Annotated in this window: 13 protein-coding genes and 1 riboswitch; of the genes, 6 read left to right on the top strand and 7 right to left on the bottom strand. The window is 64.2% G+C overall.

Annotated features, from left to right (window positions below):
* Positions 1-88 precede the first annotated feature (88 nt).
* The 3 genes from ACMI1Q_RS10225 to glyA form a co-directional block, all read right to left on the bottom strand.
* A complete protein-coding gene (locus tag ACMI1Q_RS10225; RefSeq protein ID WP_417025484.1) occupies positions 89-1378 on the bottom strand; it encodes a replication-associated recombination protein A in 1290 nt (429 codons plus the stop codon).
* Positions 1371-2219, bottom strand: a complete 849-nt coding sequence (locus ACMI1Q_RS10230; protein ID WP_419503689.1) for an alpha/beta hydrolase — start codon at positions 2217-2219, stop codon at positions 1371-1373. Before ACMI1Q_RS10230 ends, ACMI1Q_RS10225 begins: the two co-directional genes overlap by 8 nt.
* A 66-nt stretch (positions 2220-2285) precedes the next feature.
* Entirely contained in the window at positions 2286-3539 is a 1254-nt protein-coding gene (glyA, locus tag ACMI1Q_RS10235; protein WP_419503690.1) for a serine hydroxymethyltransferase, read from the bottom strand.
* A gap of 151 nt (positions 3540-3690) precedes the next feature.
* On the opposite strand from glyA, the gene ACMI1Q_RS10240 reads away from it, so the two are divergent.
* The 5 genes from ACMI1Q_RS10240 to gltA all read left to right on the top strand — a co-directional run bounded on the left by ACMI1Q_RS10240 (position 3691) and on the right by gltA (position 8942).
* Complete coding sequence (locus tag ACMI1Q_RS10240; RefSeq protein WP_330057661.1) at positions 3691-4335, top strand: endonuclease III domain-containing protein; 645 nt, start codon at positions 3691-3693, stop codon at positions 4333-4335.
* 34 nt (positions 4336-4369) lie between these two features.
* A riboswitch (TPP riboswitch) is annotated at positions 4370-4487 on the top strand.
* Between the two features lie 80 nt (positions 4488-4567).
* Positions 4568-5191, top strand: coding sequence for an energy-coupled thiamine transporter ThiT (locus ACMI1Q_RS10245; RefSeq protein WP_177521147.1), 624 nt, complete (start codon positions 4568-4570; stop codon positions 5189-5191).
* Between the two features lie 152 nt (positions 5192-5343).
* A complete protein-coding gene (locus ACMI1Q_RS10250; protein ID WP_419503691.1) occupies positions 5344-6579 on the top strand; it encodes a helix-turn-helix domain-containing protein in 1236 nt (411 codons plus the stop codon).
* 129 nt (positions 6580-6708) lie between these two features.
* Entirely contained in the window at positions 6709-7551 is an 843-nt protein-coding gene (locus ACMI1Q_RS10255; protein ID WP_177521146.1) for a sulfide/dihydroorotate dehydrogenase-like FAD/NAD-binding protein, read from the top strand.
* Positions 7551-8942, top strand: a complete 1392-nt coding sequence (gene gltA / locus ACMI1Q_RS10260; protein ID WP_419503692.1) for an NADPH-dependent glutamate synthase — start codon at positions 7551-7553, stop codon at positions 8940-8942. Before ACMI1Q_RS10255 ends, gltA begins: the two co-directional genes overlap by 1 nt.
* 56 nt (positions 8943-8998) lie before the next feature.
* Here the strand turns inward: gltA and ACMI1Q_RS10265 are convergent, their stop codons facing one another.
* Positions 8999-9448, bottom strand: coding sequence for a GNAT family N-acetyltransferase (locus ACMI1Q_RS10265; protein ID WP_419503693.1), 450 nt, complete (start codon positions 9446-9448; stop codon positions 8999-9001).
* A gap of 169 nt (positions 9449-9617) precedes the next feature.
* Between ACMI1Q_RS10265 and ACMI1Q_RS10270 the strand changes: the two genes are divergently transcribed.
* On the top strand, positions 9618-10373 hold the full coding sequence (locus tag ACMI1Q_RS10270) for a GntR family transcriptional regulator (protein ID WP_419503694.1): 756 nt from the start codon (positions 9618-9620) through the stop codon (positions 10371-10373).
* 82 nt (positions 10374-10455) lie between these two features.
* Here the strand turns inward: ACMI1Q_RS10270 and ACMI1Q_RS10275 are convergent, their stop codons facing one another.
* The 3 genes from ACMI1Q_RS10275 to fusA form a co-directional block, all read right to left on the bottom strand.
* Positions 10456-12711 carry an ATP-dependent Clp protease ATP-binding subunit gene (locus tag ACMI1Q_RS10275; RefSeq protein ID WP_419503695.1) on the bottom strand — a complete coding sequence of 752 codons (2256 nt, stop codon included), beginning with the start codon at positions 12709-12711 and terminating at the stop codon, positions 10456-10458.
* Positions 12712-12911: 200 nt separating this feature from the next.
* Entirely contained in the window at positions 12912-14114 is a 1203-nt protein-coding gene (gene tuf / locus ACMI1Q_RS10280; RefSeq protein ID WP_177522821.1) for an elongation factor Tu, read from the bottom strand.
* Positions 14115-14204: 90 nt separating this feature from the next.
* Positions 14205-16325 (bottom strand): elongation factor G, encoded by a 2121-nt coding sequence (fusA, locus tag ACMI1Q_RS10285; protein ID WP_419503696.1) that lies wholly within the window; start codon positions 16323-16325, stop codon positions 14205-14207.
* Between the last annotated feature and the right edge of the window lie 5 nt (positions 16326-16330).

Consider the following 16330-nt stretch of genomic DNA (forward strand, 5'->3'; position numbering starts at 1 on the left):
CCCGCCGCGGCTCCCCCGCCGCGCGGTGCATTGTCGTGTTTTTTATAATAGTAATTGTTTTCACATATTTTGTCAAGGGCGCTTGGTTTCAGCTTTCTTCGCCGCTTCCCTGCTGGCCCTTGACCCGCTGCCAATAGGCTTTGGCCGCCTGCTCGGTCTTGTTTTCGCCCCAGTGGTAGTATTGGGTGCCCACCAGCGCGTCGGGCAGATACTGCTGGGCCACCCAGCTGCCGGGATAGGCGTGGGGGTATTTGTAGTGCTGGCCCTTCACCGCCGCGTCCTCACCGTCGAAGTGCTTGTTCTGCAGCTGGCGCGGGATGGGGCCGCTGCGGCCCTTCTGCAGGTCGGCCATGGCGGCGTTGATGCCCGCCTCACCGCTGTTGGACTTGGGCGCGGTGGCCACCAGGATGACCGCGTCCGCCAGAGGGATGCGTCCTTCCGGCAGGCCAAGCATGGTGGCGGCGTCCACCGCCGCCTTGACGATGGGGATGATCTGGGGCCAGGCAAGGCCCACGTCCTCGCAGGCGCAGACCATCAGCCGCCGGCAGGCGCTCACCAGGTCCCCCGCTTCCAGCAGGCGGGCCAGATAGTGCAGCGCCGCGTCCGGGTCGGATCCGCGCATGGATTTCTGATAGGCAGAGAGGATGTCGTAGTGGTCGTCGCCGTTTTTGTCGTAGCGCATGGCGGTGCGCCCGGTGACCTGACGGGCCATCTCCCCGTCCACCCGGCGCACACCATCCGAATCAGCGGGCGCCGCGGCGGCCGCCAGTTCCAGGCAGCCCAGCGCCTTGCGCATGTCGCCGCCGCAGCCGTGGGCCAGGATATCCAGGGCTTCCTCATCCACCGCCAGGGGCGCGCCGTCCATCTCGGAGAGGCGCTGGGCCGCGCTGCGCAGGCCGTCGGCCACGTCGGCGGGAGTGAGGGATTTGAATTCAAACACGGCGCACCGGCTGAGCAGTGCGTTGTAGATGTAGAAATAGGGGTTCTCGGTGGTGGAGGCGATGAGGGTGACGGTGCCGTCCTCAATGCACTCCAGCAGGCTCTGCTGCTGTTTTTTGTTCAGGTACTGTATCTCGTCCAGATAGAGCAGCAGGCCGCCCTGGCTCTGCAGGGTGCCGATCTCCGCCAGCACGGCCTTGATGTCCCCGGTGGAGGCGGAGGTGCCGTTGAGTTTGTGCAGCCGCATGCCGCTCTGTTCCGCGATGATGCGGGCCACGGTGGTCTTGCCCACTCCCGGCGGGCCGTAGAAGATCATGTTGGGCACCGTCCCGCTCTCGATGGCGCGGCGGAACACGCACCCCTCCCCCAGCAGATGCTTCTGCCCCCACACCTGGCCGAGGGTGCGGGGACGCAGGCGCTGGGCCAGCGGTTCAGCCACGGGGGGCACCTCCCGTCTCGGTGACCGGCGCGGCCCAGTCGTTCAGCTTTTTGGCCGCATAGCCGGGGTTCACAAAGTCGTCGATGGCATAGACGAGGCTGCGGTCCCAGAAGTTCCACTCGTGCACGCCGTCCCACTGCAGGCGGCGGTAGTGGGCCAGAGGCAGCGCCCGCAGGCACTCGTCCACCGAGTCGTTCTGGTAGCGGATGTAGTAGGGCTCCTGGTCCTGGAAGCCGTTGGTGAGCAGGATCTTCGGCTGCTGGTCGGCGGGCAGGGCGGCCACCTTGGCCGCCAGCTGCCGGACTTCGCTGGCCTCCGGCAGGCGCAGGTCCGGCCCGAAGATGGGCTCGAACACCTCCTTGACGCCGGGGATGTGGGAGTGCTCCAGCATCATGGCCACATCCACCGCGCCGGAGAAGGAAGCGCAGCCGGCATAGAGGTCGGGACGGCTGAGGCCCAGATACAATGCGCCGTAGCCGCCCATGGAAAGGCCGCCGATGAAGTTTTTCTCCCGCTCGGCGGGCAGGTGGAACATCTCCCGCAGCAGCACCGGCAGCTCCTCGGTGACGAAGCCCGCCCAGGCCCCGCCGTAGGTCATGTCCTGGTAGAAGGAGTTGCCGCAGTCCGGCGCCACCAGCGCCAGACCGTTGTCGGCGGCGTAGCGGGGGGCGGCGGTCATCTGCATCCAGTCGTCGCCGCTGTTGGTGAAGCCATGAAGCAGGGTGAACACGCCCTTTACCTTGTTGCCCACCTCCACCGGCAGGTCGCACGGCAGATAGATCTTGACGCCCACGGTGGTGAGCAGCCGCTGGGATTTCAGTTTGCACTCAATATAAGCCATAGCCTTTTCTCCTCAAAACAGCCCCGGCGGCCGAACGAAGGCCCGGCCGCCGGGAACGCAGCGTTTTTATTCGTACAGCGGGAAGCGGCGCACCAGCTCCTCCACACGGGCGGCCACGTCCGTTTTCTTGCCCTCAAAGTCAAAGATGCAGTCGGCGATGCAGCCGGCGATGACGTCCATCTCCGCCACGCCGAAGCCGCGGGTGGTCACCGCCGGGGTGCCCACGCGCAGGCCGCTGGTGATGAAGGGGCTGCGCTTTTCGCCGGGCACCGAGTTCTTGTTGGCGGTGATGTGCACCTCGTCCAGGTTGTGCTCCAACTCCTTGCCGGTGCACTCCAAATCGGAGAGGTCGATGAGCATCATATGGTTGTCGGTGCCGCCGCTCACCAGCTTCACGCCCCGGCTTTGCAGGCCGTCGGCCAGCGCTTTTGCGTTGGTCACGATGTTCCGGGCGTAGGTCTTGAACTCCGGCTTCAGCGCCTCGCCGAAGCAGACCGCCTTGGAGGCGATGATGTGCTCCAGCGGGCCGCCCTGGGTGCCGGGGAAGATTGCCTTGTTCACCTTCTTGGCGATCTCCTCGTTGTTGGTGAGGATCATGCCGCCCCGGGGCCCGCGCAGGGTCTTGTGGGTGGTGGTGGTGACCACGTCGGCGTAAGGGATGGGGCTCATGTGAGCGCCGCCCGCCACGAGGCCCGCGATGTGGGCCATGTCCACCATCAAGAGCGCGCCCGCCTCGTGGGCGATGTCCGCCAGAACGTCAAACTTGATGGCGCGGGGATAGGCGGAAGCGCCCGCCACGATCATCTTGGGCCGCACTTCCAGGGCCTGACGGCGCAGGGCTTCATAGTCGAGGAAGCCGTTCTCGTCCACGCCGTAGGCCACGAAGTTGTAGTTTTTGCCGCTCATGTTCACCGGGCTGCCGTGGGTCAGATGGCCGCCGGCGGCAAGATCCATGCCCAGGATGGTGTCGCCCAGGTCCAGCAGGGCGAAATAGACGCCCAGGTTGGCCTGCGCGCCGGAGTGGGGCTGCACGTTGGCGAACTTCGCGCCGAACAGCTGGCAAGCGCGCTGGATGGCCAGGTTCTCCACCTCGTCCACGCAGGCACAGCCGCCGTAATAGCGGTGGGCAGGATAGCCCTCGGCGTACTTGTTGGTGAGCACGCTGCCCATGGCGGCCATCACCGCCGGGCTGACGATGTTCTCGCTGGCGATGAGCTCGATGTTCTGCCGCTGGCGGACCAGTTCCCGTTCCATGGCCGCGGCCAGTTCCGGGTCCTGCCCGGCCACAAAGCCGATGGTGTCGATCATTTCCTTGTACATGAAGTTCCCCTCTTTTCTCAGTGTGCTTTTGCCCCGACGGACAGTATATGTATCATTATACCCCCGCCGGGCCGCCGGCACAAGGGCCGGTTTGCGCTTTGTGAGAATTCATGCTATAATGGCGGAAAACATCGGAAACGAGGGAGAAATTATGACCACAAAGGCCCTTGCACTGGAAGTGATCGAACGGCTGAAACAGGCCTATCCGCTGGCGGAGTGCACGCTGGACTATGACCATGCATGGCAGCTGCTGGTGGAGGTGCGTCTTGCCGCCCAGTGCACCGACGCGCGGGTGAACGTGGTGGTGAAGGACTTGTTTGCCAAATATCCCGGCGTGAAGGAACTGGCCGACGCCGAGCCGGAGGACATCGAGGCCATCGTGAAGCCCTGCGGGCTGGGCCGCTCCAAGGCGCGGGACATCAGCCTGTGCATGCGCAAGCTGCGGGACGAATACGACTGCAAAGTGCCGGACGACTTCGACGCCCTGCTGAGCCTGCCCGGCGTGGGCCGCAAGAGCGCCAACCTCATCATGGGCGATGTGTTCGGCAAGCCCGCCATCGTCACCGACACCCACTGCATCCGGCTGTGCAACCGCATCGGTCTGGTGAAGGATGAGAAGGACCCCAAGAAGGTGGAGATGGCCCTGTGGAAGATCGTGCCCCCCGAGGAGGGCAACGATTTGTGCCACCGGTTCGTGCTGCACGGGCGGGCGGTGTGCGACGCCCGCAAGCCCGACTGCGCCGCCTGCTGCCTTCGGGACATCTGCAAGACGGGCAAAGCCGCCGCCAAAGCTTGACAATCTTTTCGCACGGCGCTATACTTTACCCCGGACATAAAAACAGGGGCGCTGGGTGCCATACCCGGCTGAGATCGAGGCGAAACGCAGCCTCGGGTCACCTTGAACCTGATCCGGGTAATGCCGGCGTAGGAAGTTTGAGGATCGGACGCTTGACGAGCGCCCCTGTGCAGTTTTGCGCGGGGGCGTTTTTGTTTTTATGTACTATCCATTGAAAGGTCGCTGAACCTGTATGAACAAAACCTTCTCCAAGACCCGCATCCTGGTGGAATGCGCGCTGATGGTGGCCCTGGCCACCGTTCTGGGCTTCATTCCTGTCTACGAGCTGCCCCGGGGCGGCTCGGTGACGCTGGTGAGCATGGCGCCCATCCTGCTGGTGAGCCACCGTCACGGCGTGAAGTGGGGCGTGCTGACCGCCTTCGTCCACAGCCTCATCCAGCTGATGCTGGGCATCAAGAATCTGGCCTGGTGCCAGACCTTCGGGGCCGTGGTGGGCTGCATCCTGCTGGACTATGTGCTGGCCTTCACCCTGCTGGGTCTGGCCTGCCTGGTGGCCAAGCCCAAAAAGCCCCTGGCGCTGGGCATTGGCGTGAGCACCGTCATCATGTGCTTTGGCCGCTATCTGTGCAGCTTCCTTTCCGGCTACATCGTCTGGAAGGACTATGAGACCGCTTTTGAGTGGATGGAAGGCTTCGGCTGGGGCGCGGCCATCGCCAACATGGGCGAGAACGCCCTGTGCTGGCTGTACAGCGCCGTCTACAACGCCACTTACATGATCCCCGAGACCATCCTCACCGTGATCGCCATGGTGGTGCTGGCCAGCGTTGCTCCCAAGCTGTTCAACCGCCAGGGCTGAGCGCTCATCCCGTTTTTGCAAAGGCCGCCCCGCCGGGGCGGCCTTTTTTGCCCCTGCAACCGCTGGTTGCAGGGAATGGAAAACCATGTTGGTGGCGAAAACGAGTCGTTTCTGATAGAATAAGTTCAGAAACCACAAGGAGGAACACCGCTATGACCTTGGGCAACCGCATCGCGTCGCTGCGAAAAGCTGCCGGGCTCTCTCAGGAGGCGCTGGCCGCAAAGCTGGGCGTCAGCCGGCAGGCCATCGGCAAATGGGAGGCGGACGCCACCCTGCCCAGCCTGGACAATCTGCACCAACTGGCAAAGGAGCTGGGGGTGAGCATCGACGCGCTGCTCACCGGCGAAGAGACGGACGCGCAAAGCACCCCTGAGGCCGGGCCGCCGCAGATGCCCCTCTCGCTGGAGGGGGTGCAGGCCCTGCTGGAAGGGCAGGCCCGGAGCGACCGCCGGCGGCAAAAGCGCACCCTGCTCCGGCTGGGCGTTCCGGCCGCACTGGCGGTGCTGGCGCTGGCGGCGGGCCTTGCATGGCAGAACGGACAGCTGGCCTCGCTGCGAAATCAGCTGGGCACGGTGCAGGGCAGCGTTGCCACACTGGACGGCTCCGTTGCCGCGCTGCAAAGCCAGCTGAGCGCGGGCATCCTCGGCCAGGGGCAGACCACCTTCTCCGAGAGCCTGCTGGCCAGCTGGGACGTGCAGGTCAAAGAGTACTCCCCCGCCGAGAGCCAGGTGCTGATGAGCCTTTCCGCCACGCCCCGCACAATCACCGAGGACTGCGCCCTCCGCTTCACCTTTGTGCTGAGCGACGGACAGAGCCTCTCGCTGGACGCGGTGCAGGGCGAGGGAGATGTGTTCTTTGCCGAGGGCTGGGTGCCTCTGGCGGAGAGCTACACCCTGAACGTCAGCCTCATGCGCGACGGTGAGACAAAGGTGGAACAGCTTTACACCGAGCCCGCCTTTTCCAGCCAGTACGAGATGCAGATTCAGGAGCTGCCCCCCGTGGTGCAAAGCGCCAGCCACACGTCTTTTTCCAAGACCTATACCGTGCGGCAGGAAGCGGGCGATTACGAGATCCCCGTGGACGTGTCCTATGCAAGGGACGGACGGCCCTATCAGTGGCCTGTGAAAGCGTGGGTGACGGGCACGCTGGCCGGCGAAGAAGTCCTGAACCTTGCGCTGGACACCGATTTCATCCAGCCGGGCAGCGAGAACGGCCCCAGCGAACCCTCGGGGACCGTGACCTTCTACCTCCGCTTTTCGCTGGAGGCAAAGACCTTTGAACAGCCCTGGAAAGACGAGTACGAGGGCGGCAGCCGGCCCGAGATCGACTATCAGCTGCACATTCTGGACAACGGCGGCAGCGAGAGCACCTATTCCCTCAATCTTTAAAAAAGCGGCGGGCGCACGGCCCGCCGTTTTCTTTTTAACGACGCCGCCGGGCCCTTGCGCGGGCGGCGCTTTTCCGCTATACTATAAAGAAGTACCCATAGAGGGCAAACAAGGGAAAGAGGGAAAGCCATGTTTACCATTGTGGAGCGCAGCGAACTGAACCCCACCGTGACCAAACTGGTGGTAAAAGCGCCGCTGATCGCAAAGAAAGCCCAGCCGGGGCAGTTCGTCATTCTGCGGGCCTGCGCCGACTCCGAGCGCATCCCGCTGACCATCGCCGACCAGGACCCCGCCGCCGGCACCGTGACCGTCATCTTCCAGGTGGTGGGTGCGGGCACCATGCAGCTGAACGGTCTGGCCGTGGGCGATGCACTGCACGATTTCGTGGGCCCGCTGGGCCGCCCCACCGAACTGGAAGGCCTGAAAAAGGTGGCCGTGGTGGGCGGCGGCGTGGGCTGCGCCATCGCCTATCCCGTGGCGAAGAAGCTGCACGAGATGGGCTGCGTGGTGCACACCATCGCCGGTTTCCGCAGCCAGGACCTGGTCATTCTGGAGGACGAGTTCAAAGCGGTGAGCGACCGCTTCATCCTGATGACCGACGACGGCAGCCGGGGCGAGAAGGGCGTTGTGACCAAGCCCCTGGAAGAGCTCATCGCCGCCGGCGAGGGCTACGACGAGGTCATCGCCATCGGCCCGCTGGTGATGATGAAATTCGTCAGCCTGACCACCAAGAAATATAACGTCAAGACCATCGTTTCCATGAACCCCATCATGATCGACGGCACCGGCATGTGCGGCGGCTGCCGCCTGACGGTGGGCGGCCAGACGAAGTTCGCCTGTGTGGACGGGCCGGACTTCGACGGCCATCTGGTGGACTTTGACGAGGCTTTGCAGCGGGGCGGCATGTACCGGGAGTTCGAGGCCCACGCCCGCGAGGAAAGCTGCAATCTGCTGAACAAGGAGGTGCGCTGATGGAACGGAATATGGACCCGAAGCGCTGCCCCATGCCCAGCCAGGCGGCGCACGTGCGCAACAAGAATTTTGACGAGGTGGCCCTGGGCTACACCCCCGAGATGGCGGTGAACGAGGCCAAGCGCTGCCTGCACTGCAAGAACATGCCCTGTGTTTCCGGCTGCCCGGTGGGCATCCACATCCCCGAATTCATCGAAAAAATCGCGGAAGAGGATTTTGAGGGCGCCTATCAGGTGCTCAGCGCCAGCAGCGCCCTGCCCGCGGTGTGCGGCCGGGTTTGCCCTCAGGAGAACCAGTGCGAGGGCAAATGCGTGCGGGGCATCAAGGGCGAGAGCGTGGGCATCGGCCGTTTGGAGCGCTTTGCCGCCGACTGGCACCGCACCCACTCCACCGCCGCCCCCGAAAAGCCTGCCCCCAACGGCCACAAAGTGGCCATCATCGGCTCCGGCCCCTCGGGCCTCACCGCCGCGGGCGAGCTGGCCAAAAAAGGCTACACCGTGACGGTGTTCGAAGCCCTGCATCTGGCGGGCGGCGTGCTGGTCTACGGCATCCCGGAGTTCCGCCTGCCCAAGGACATCGTGCAGCAGGAGATCGACGGGCTCAAGGCCTTGGGTGTTTCCATCGAGACCAACATGGTCATCGGCAAGGTGCTCACCGTGGACGAGCTGATGGAAGAAGAGGGCTTTGAGGCGGTGTATGTGGCCTCCGGCGCGGGGCTGCCCCGTTTCATGAACATCCCCGGCGAGAGCCTGAACGGCGTTTACTCCGCCAACGAGTATCTGACCCGGGTGAACCTGATGAAGGCCTATCAGCCGGGCAGCCGCACCCCCATCCAGCACAGCCGCAAGGTGGCGGTGGTGGGCGGCGGCAACGTGGCCATGGACGCGGCCCGCTGCGCCAAGCGCCTTGGCGCGGAGGAAGTGTACATCGTCTACCGCCGCAGCATGGAAGAGCTGCCCGCCCGCCGCGAAGAGGTGGAACACGCTCAGGAGGAAGGCATCGTCTTCAAGCTGCTCACCAACCCCGTGGAAGTGCTGGGCGATGAGAACAAGCGGGTGCGTGGCATCGCCTGCGTGGAGATGGAACTGGGTGAGCCGGACGCCTCCGGCCGCCGCCGCCCGGTGGAAAAGCCGGACAGCCGCTTTGAGCTGCCGCTGGACACGGTCATCATGGCCATCGGCACCAGCCCCAATCCCCTCATCCGCTCCACCACCCCCGGCCTCGACACCGACCGGCGCGGCTGCATCGTGACGGACGAGACCGGCGCCACCAGCCGGCCGGGCGTGTTTGCCGGCGGCGACGCGGTGACCGGCGCGGCCACCGTCATTCTGGCCATGGGCGCGGGCAAGGAAGCCGCCAAGGCCATCGACGAGTACATCCAGAACCGCTGAAACAAACATATAAGACCGGGCAGAGAAGGTTTCCCTTCCCTGCCCGGTCTTTGATTTCAGCGCGGTTTTTTCATCACGAAATTGGTCAGCAGGATGCCGTGGCGCTCCACCTGCTGCTCCTTCACCACCCGATAGCCCCGCTTTTCAAAGAACGGGCGCGCGGTGATGGAGGCGTGGGTGGTGACAGGGCCCTCCACCGTTTTTTCCAGCCGGTCGCAAAGGGCAGCGGCAACGCCTTGCCGCTGGTGCAGATGGTGGAAATAGAGCCGGTCCAGATAGCCGTCGGCGGTGATGTCTCCGAAGCCGATGAGCACGCCGCTTTCTTCGGCCACAAGGGTGCAGTGCGCCCGGAAGGAGCGGTCCCAGGCCATCAGGTCCACCTGACCGTCGGCCCAGGCGTCCAGCTGCCGGGGCGTGTAATCGGCGGCGTTCACCGTGTGGACCGTATTGAAAAACAGTTCCGCCATTGCGCCGCAGTCGGACGGGCAGTAAGGGCGTATCCGCATCGTGTTCCCTCCCCTTTTCAGGAATGCACCGCCATGATACCACGGTTTTGCCCCCGCCGCAAGGGCAGCGCGGCAGGAATCGTGCATTTTTTCGCTGAATGTGGTATACTGGGGTGAAAAGTATGATTTTTGGCCGTGCCCGGCCGGGCACGGTGCGGAGGTGCGCTTGATGGCAAGAACACACAGAGCGGAGGACGGCCCGCTGGGCGGTGCGGTGATCAGCCAGCAGATCGCCGCGCGTCTGCTGGAGGAGCTCCGGAGCGGGTGTTATGCCGGGGCCGACCGGCTGCCCGCGGAAGTGGAGCTGGCCGCGAATCTGGGCGTGAGCCGCACCGTCATCCGGGACGCGCTGGCGGAACTGGAACGGGAAGGCTATGTGGAGCGGGTGCGGGGCATCGGCACCGTCATCAACCGGCAGGTGGTGGCCGTGCGGGGCCGCCTGGACCAGAAATTCGAATACAACGCCATGATCCGTTCCATGGGCCGCACGCCCCACGCCGACCACGTTCTGGTGCAGCGCCTGGACGCGGACGAAGCCATGGCCGCCCGGCTGGGCATCGAGCCGGGGCAGCCGGTGCTGATGGTGAAAAAACGGGTGCTGGCGGACCGCCAGCCGGTGATCTGGTCGGTGGACTATCTGCCTGTCGTCCTCTTCCCTCCCGCACTGGTGGACCGGCTGGACTTCGGCCGCCCGGTGTTTGACATTCTGGAAGAGGTGGCCGGCGTTTCGGTGGTGAGCACCGTGGCCCATGTGAGCGCCGTGATGGGCGACCCCGCCTCCCGGCGCATCCTGGCAGTCCAGCCTCACGAAGCCCTTCTTCTGATGGAGGAAGTGAGCTACACCAAGCTGGCGAAGCCGGTGATGTATTCTCTTTCTTACTACACTGCCTTCTTCGATTTTGCGCTGCTGCGCAAAAAATTCTGAACCGGGCGGCATTTTCTGCCGCCTCTGAACCGAACAGCCGCCCGCGCCTCCCCTTTTGTGGAACGACGCGGGCGGCTGTTTTTTACACGGTTGCCTCGGCGCGCTGGCCCGCGGCGTCATTTTCGCTGCGCAGCACCACCTGCCCGTCCTGCACACAGGCGGTGAAGCTCTCGCCCGGATGCACCTGCCCGGCGGCGATGCTGTCCGCCAGGGCCTGCTCCACCGCCCGGCTCACCGTGCGGCGCAGGTCCCGCGCGCCGTACACCGGGCGGTCCCCTCCCGCCAGCATGGCGGGCAGGTCGGGGCTGTGGTGCAAACGATAGCCCCTGGCCTGGGCCCGCTGCTCCAGCTCCGTCAGCATCTGCTCCGCGATGCGGGCCAAGTCCTCGTGCAGCAACGGGCCGAACACCACCAGCTCGTCCATGCGGCCCAGCAGTTCGGGGCGGAAGTACTTCTTCGCCTCCCCGATCACCTGCTGGCGTTGGCGCTGAGGGATGGTCTCCGGCGTTGCGCCAAAGCCCACCAGGCCCCCCTGGCCCGCCAGATGCTCCGCCCCCAGGTTGGAGGTGAGCAGGATGATGGTGTTGCAAAAGCTGGCGCTGCGGCCCATGGAATCGGTCAGGCGGCCGTCCTCCAGAATTTGCAGCAGCAGGTTCTGCACGTCCGGGTGGGCTTTTTCTATCTCGTCGAACAGTACCACGGCATAGGGCCGGCGGCGCACCGCCTCGGTGAGCAGGCCGCCCTCGTCGTGGCCCACATAGCCCGGAGGCGCGCCGATGAGTTTGGCGGCGGCATGGGCCTCCATATACTCGCTCATGTCAAAGCGCAGCAGCGCCTTTTCAGTGCCGAACCACTGGCGGGCCAGAGTGCGGGCCAGATGGGTCTTGCCCACCCCGGTGGGGCCGAGGAACAGCATCGCGCCCAGGGGCCTGCCTGCCTCCCGCAGGCCGGTGCGGGCCCGGCGCACCGCCCCCGCCACCGTGTGCACCGCCCCCTGCTGGCCCACCACGCTCTCGGAGAGCCGCTGTTCCAGCCGGGCCAGTTTTTCCCGTTCCGCCTCGGTGATGCGCTGCACCGGCACACCGCTGGCCCGGGCCACCACCCGGGCCACGTCCTCGGCGGTCAGCTCACGGCTGCGGTCATTCTCCCGCTCGCAGTGGATGCGCAGAGCGGCGGCGGCCTCGTCCAGCAGGTCCACGGCCTTGTCCGGCAAAAAACGCCCCGGCAGATACCGCACCGACAGTTCCACCGCCGCCGCCACCGCCTGGGCCGGAATGGTCACCTGATGGTAGCGCTCATAGCGGGGCACAAGGCCCGCAAGGATGCGTTTGGCGGTGTCCGGGTCCGGCTCCTCCACCACCACCCGCCCGAAGCGCCGCTCCAGCGCCGCGTCCTTCTGGATGCACCGGCGGTACTCCTCCTGGGTGGTGGTGCCGATGACCTGTATCTCGCCCCGGGCCAGCAGGGGTTTGAGGATGCTGGCGGCGTCGATCGCCCCCTCCGCCGCGCCCGCACCCACGATGACATGGATCTCGTCGATGAACAGGATGGTGCTGCGGTCCTTGTATATCTCGTCCAGCAGGTTTTTGAACCGTTCCTCAAAGTCGCCCCGGTACTTGGTGCCCGCCACCAGACTGGCCATATCCAGGCTCAGGATGCGCTTGTGCAGCAGCTGGGCCGGGGCGCGGCCCGCCGCGATGGCCTGAGCCAGCGCTTCCGCCAGAGCGGTCTTGCCCACGCCCGGCTCCCCCACAAGGCAGGGGTTATTTTTCTGGCGGCGGCAGAGTATCTCGATGACCCGCTCCAATTCCTGTTCCCGGCAGAGCACCGGGTCCAGCCGGCTTTCCGCCGCCATCTGGGTCAGGTCGCGGCCGTACTTCTCGGTGGCTTTGCCGCCGCGGGTGGGAGCGGAAAGCCGCGGCTGCAGCGGAAGCACCAGCTGGCCGGAGAGCTGCCGGCACTCCCGGGCGGCTTCGCTCAGCTCCACGCCCCACTCCGTCAGCCACCGGCTGGCGGTACAGTTGGGGTCTTCCAGGATGGCGCAGAGCACATGCTCGGGCTGAGCCTCCTTCATGCGGGCGGCGTGGGCTCCCAGCACCGCGAAGTCCAGCGCTTTGCAGGCCTCGGGCTGAAAGTCCCGGGGCGAGAGGCGGCGGCTCTCGTTCATGCCGCCCAGCGCGGCCACCCGCTGCATGACCTGGGTTTCGGCGATCTGGCGCGACTGCAAAAAGCGGGCCGCGGGGGTGGCCTCGCCCCTGAGAATGGCCAGCAGGATGTGGCCTGTGCCTGCCTGGGTCTGCCCCATCTCCCCCGCGATGATGAGCGCCTGGTTGAGCATTTTCGCCCCCTGGCGTGAAAAACCTTTGAAACGATACTGCATGGTGTGCTTCACTGCCCCTTTGATTTTTTCTAAGGGCAGTATGGGCGGGCACGCCGCCGTTAAACGGCGATGGCAAAAGTTTGCAGCCGCAGAAGAAGCAGAAAAAGGCCCCCTGCCTTGCGGCAGGGGGCCTTTGAAAGCCTCACAAGCTCTTTCGATTACTCGTAGATCTTGGAAACAACGCCGGAACCAACGGTGCGGCCACCCTCACGGATAGCGAAACGCAGACCCTCGTCCATAGCGATGGAGGTGATCAGCTCAACGTCCATGGTGACGTTATCGCCAGGCATGCACATCTCGGTGCCCTCGGGCAGGGTGATGACGCCGGTCACGTCGGTGGTGCGGAAGTAGAACTGAGGACGGTAGTTGTTGAAGAAGGGGGTATGACGGCCGCCCTCGTCCTTCTTCAGGACGTAGACCTGGCCCTGGAACTTGGTGTGGGGATGGATGGAACCGGGCTTAGCCAGAACCTGGCCGCGCTCGATGTCGGTGCGCTGCACACCACGGAGCAGAGCGCCGATGTTGTCGCCGGCCTCGGCGTCGTCCAGCAGCTTGCGGAACATCTCCAGACCGGTAACGGTGGTCTTCATCTTCTCTTCCTTCAGACCGACGATCTCAACTTCCTCGCCGACCTTGATCATGCCGCGCTCCACACGGCCGGTAGCCACGGTGCCGCGGCCGGTGATGGTGAACACGTCCTCAACGGGCATCAGGAAGGGCAGGTCGGCCTTACGGTCGGGGGTGGGGATGTAGTCATCCACAGCGTCCATCAGGTCGAGGATGCACTTGTACTCGGGGGCGTTGATATCGGTAGAGGTGCTCTCCAGCACGGCCAGGGCGGAACCCTTGATGATGGGGGTGTCGTCGCCGGGGAAGTCGTACTCGGTCAGCAGGTCGCGGATCTCCATCTCGACCAGATCCAGCAGCTCGGGATCGTCGACCTGGTCGACCTTGTTCATGAACACAACGATGTAGGGCACGCCGACCTGACGGCTCAGCAGGATGTGCTCACGGGTCTGGGGCATGGGGCCGTCGGCGGAGGACACGACCAGGATAGCGCCGTCCATCTGGGCAGCACCGGTGATCATGTTCTTGACGTAGTCAGCGTGGCCCGGGCAGTCCACATGGGCGTAGTGACGCTTGTCGGTCTCGTACTCCACGTGAGCGGTGTTGATGGTGATGCCGCGCTCGCGCTCCTCAGGAGCCTTATCGATGTTGGCGTAATCGGTGAACTCAGCGTCGCCCTTCAGGGCCAGCACCTTGGTGATGGCGGCGGTCAGGGTGGTCTTGCCGTGGTCAACGTGGCCGATGGTGCCAATGTTGACATGAGGCTTAGTACGCTCAAACTTAGCTTTTGCCATTTTAATAGTCCTCCTTTTTTTGAACCATTGAACCTATGGTTATAATACTAAAACATTTGCCAAAAATCAAGTTCTTTTTGGGGTGATGGCTCAGTCCTTCTTGCGGCCGGCCATGATGCTCTCGGCAATGTTCTTGGGGACCTCAGCGTAGTGGCTGGGCTCCATGGAATACTGACCGCGGCCCTGGGTCTTGCTGCGCAGGTCGGTGGAATAACCGAACATGTTGCTCAGCGGGACGAAGGCGTTGATCTGCTGCGAGCCGGTCAGGGCTTCCATGCCCTGGATCTGGCCGCGGCGGCTGTTCAGGTCGCCGATGACGTCGCCCATGTACTCATCGGGAACGATGACGGCGACCTTCATGATGGGCTCCATGATGGCGGGATCGGCCTTGGCCATAGCCTCCTTGAAGGCCATGGAGCCGGCGATCTTGAACGCCATTTCAGAGGAGTCGACCTCGTGGTAGGAACCACCCTTCAGGGTGACCTTCACGTCTTCCACCGGGTAGCCGGCCAGGATGCCGGCCTTCATGGCGCCCTGAATGCCCTGGTCAATGGCGGGGATGAACTCCTTGGGCACATCACCGCCAACAACGGCGTTGATGAACTCGTAGCCCTTGCCAGGCTCGTTGGGCTCGATGTCGATGATACAATGACCGTACTGGCCCTTACCACCGGACTGACGGGCGTACTTGGTGTTGGCGCTGGCCGGACGGCGGATGCACTCGCGGTAAGCGACCTGAGGCGCGCCCACGTTGGCCTCCACCTTGAACTCGCGGAGCAGACGGTCCACGATGATCTCCAGGTGCAGCTCGCCCATGCCGGCGATGATGGTCTGGCCGGTCTCCTCGTCGGTCCAGGTGCGGAAGGTGGGGTCCTCTTCAGCCAGCTTGTTCAGCGCAATGCCCATCTTCTCCTGGCCAGCCTTGGTCTTGGGCTCGATGGCAACGCGGATAACGGGCTCGGGGAACTCCATGCTCTCCAGGATGACGGGGTTCTTGGGATCGCACAGGGTGTCGCCGGTGGTGGTGTTCTTCAGGCCCACGGCGGCGGCGATGTCGCCGGCGTAGCAGATGTCGATGTCCTGCCGGTGATTGGCGTGCATCTGCAGGATGCGGCCCATGCGCTCGTTGCTGTCTTTCACCGAGTTGTACACGGTGCTGCCGGCTTCGACCTTACCGGAGTAAACGCGGAAGAAGCACAGCTTGCCGACAAAGGGGTCAGTGGCGATCTTGAACGCCAGGGCGGCGAAGGGAGCGTTGTCGTCGGAAGGACGGCTGGTCTCCTCGCCGGTGCGGGGATCGATGCCCTTGATGTCCTCGATGTCGGTGGGGGCGGGCATGTAATCCACAATGGCGTCCAGCAGCTTCTGCACGCCCTTGTTGCGGTAGGAAGTGCCGCAGGTCACAGGCACCACGGTGTTGGCGATGGTCTCGCGGCGCAGGGCCTTCTTGATCTCGTCCTTGGTGAGCTCCTCGCCCTCCAGGTACTTCATCATCAGCTCCTCGTCGCTCTCGGCCACGGCCTCGATGAGCTCGGCATGGTACTGCTCAGCCAGCTCGCGCATATCCTCGGGGATCTCCTCCACGCGGATGTCCTTGCCCATATCGTCGTAGTAGACGTCGGCCTTCATGTCGATCAGATCGATGATGCCCTTGAAATCGTCTTCCTTGCCGATCGGCAGCTGGATGGGCACCGCGTTGCACTTCAGACGCTCGCGCATCATCTTCACAACACGGTAGAAATCGGCGCCCATGATGTCCATCTTGTTCACGTAAGCCATGCGGGGAACGTGATACTTGTCGGCCTGACGCCAAACGGTCTCGGACTGGGGCTCCACGCCGCCCTTGGCGCACAGAACGGTAACGGAACCGTCCAGCACGCGCAGGCTGCGCTCCACCTCGACGGTGAAGTCCACGTGGCCCGGGGTGTCGATGATGTTGATCCGGTGCCGGTTCTTTTTAGCGGCGGCGGGATCGTTCAGCAATTCCGTGTGGCTCCAGTAGCAGGTGGTGGCAGCAGAAGTGATGGTGATACCACGCTCCTGCTCCTGCGCCATCCAGTCCATGGTAGCCGCGCCATCGTGCGTCTCACCGATCTTGTGGTTCACGCCGGTGTAGTAAAGGATACGCTCGGTGGTGGTGGTCTTGCCGGCGTCGATGTGCGCCATAATGCCGATGTTTCTGGTCATTTCCAGAGAAACGTCTCTTGGCATATTAA

This window comes from Candidatus Allofournierella excrementavium (genome assembly GCF_048526665.1).
Lineage (GTDB): Bacteria > Bacillota > Clostridia > Oscillospirales > Ruminococcaceae > Allofournierella_A > Allofournierella_A excrementavium.

Bases quoted from the DNA above. Each gene is read 5' to 3' on its own strand.
- ACMI1Q_RS10270 (WP_419503694.1), top strand. From the start codon at position 9,618: ATGGCAAGAACACACAGAGCGGAGGACGGCCCGCTGGGCGGTGCGGTG.
- ACMI1Q_RS10245 (WP_177521147.1), top strand. From the start codon at position 4,568: ATGAACAAAACCTTCTCCAAGACCCGCATCCTGGTGGAATGCGCGCTG.
- ACMI1Q_RS10265 (WP_419503693.1), bottom strand. From the start codon at position 9,448: ATGCGGATACGCCCTTACTGCCCGTCCGACTGCGGCGCAATGGCGGAA.
- ACMI1Q_RS10255 (WP_177521146.1), top strand. From the start codon at position 6,709: ATGTTTACCATTGTGGAGCGCAGCGAACTGAACCCCACCGTGACCAAA.
- glyA (WP_419503690.1), bottom strand. From the start codon at position 3,539: ATGTACAAGGAAATGATCGACACCATCGGCTTTGTGGCCGGGCAGGAC.
- gltA (WP_419503692.1), top strand. From the start codon at position 7,551: ATGGAACGGAATATGGACCCGAAGCGCTGCCCCATGCCCAGCCAGGCG.
- tuf (WP_177522821.1), bottom strand. From the start codon at position 14,114: ATGGCAAAAGCTAAGTTTGAGCGTACTAAGCCTCATGTCAACATTGGC.
- fusA (WP_419503696.1), bottom strand. From the start codon at position 16,325: ATGCCAAGAGACGTTTCTCTGGAAATGACCAGAAACATCGGCATTATG.
- ACMI1Q_RS10230 (WP_419503689.1), bottom strand. From the start codon at position 2,219: ATGGCTTATATTGAGTGCAAACTGAAATCCCAGCGGCTGCTCACCACC.
- ACMI1Q_RS10250 (WP_419503691.1), top strand. From the start codon at position 5,344: ATGACCTTGGGCAACCGCATCGCGTCGCTGCGAAAAGCTGCCGGGCTC.
- ACMI1Q_RS10240 (WP_330057661.1), top strand. From the start codon at position 3,691: ATGACCACAAAGGCCCTTGCACTGGAAGTGATCGAACGGCTGAAACAG.
- ACMI1Q_RS10275 (WP_419503695.1), bottom strand. From the start codon at position 12,711: ATGCTCAACCAGGCGCTCATCATCGCGGGGGAGATGGGGCAGACCCAG.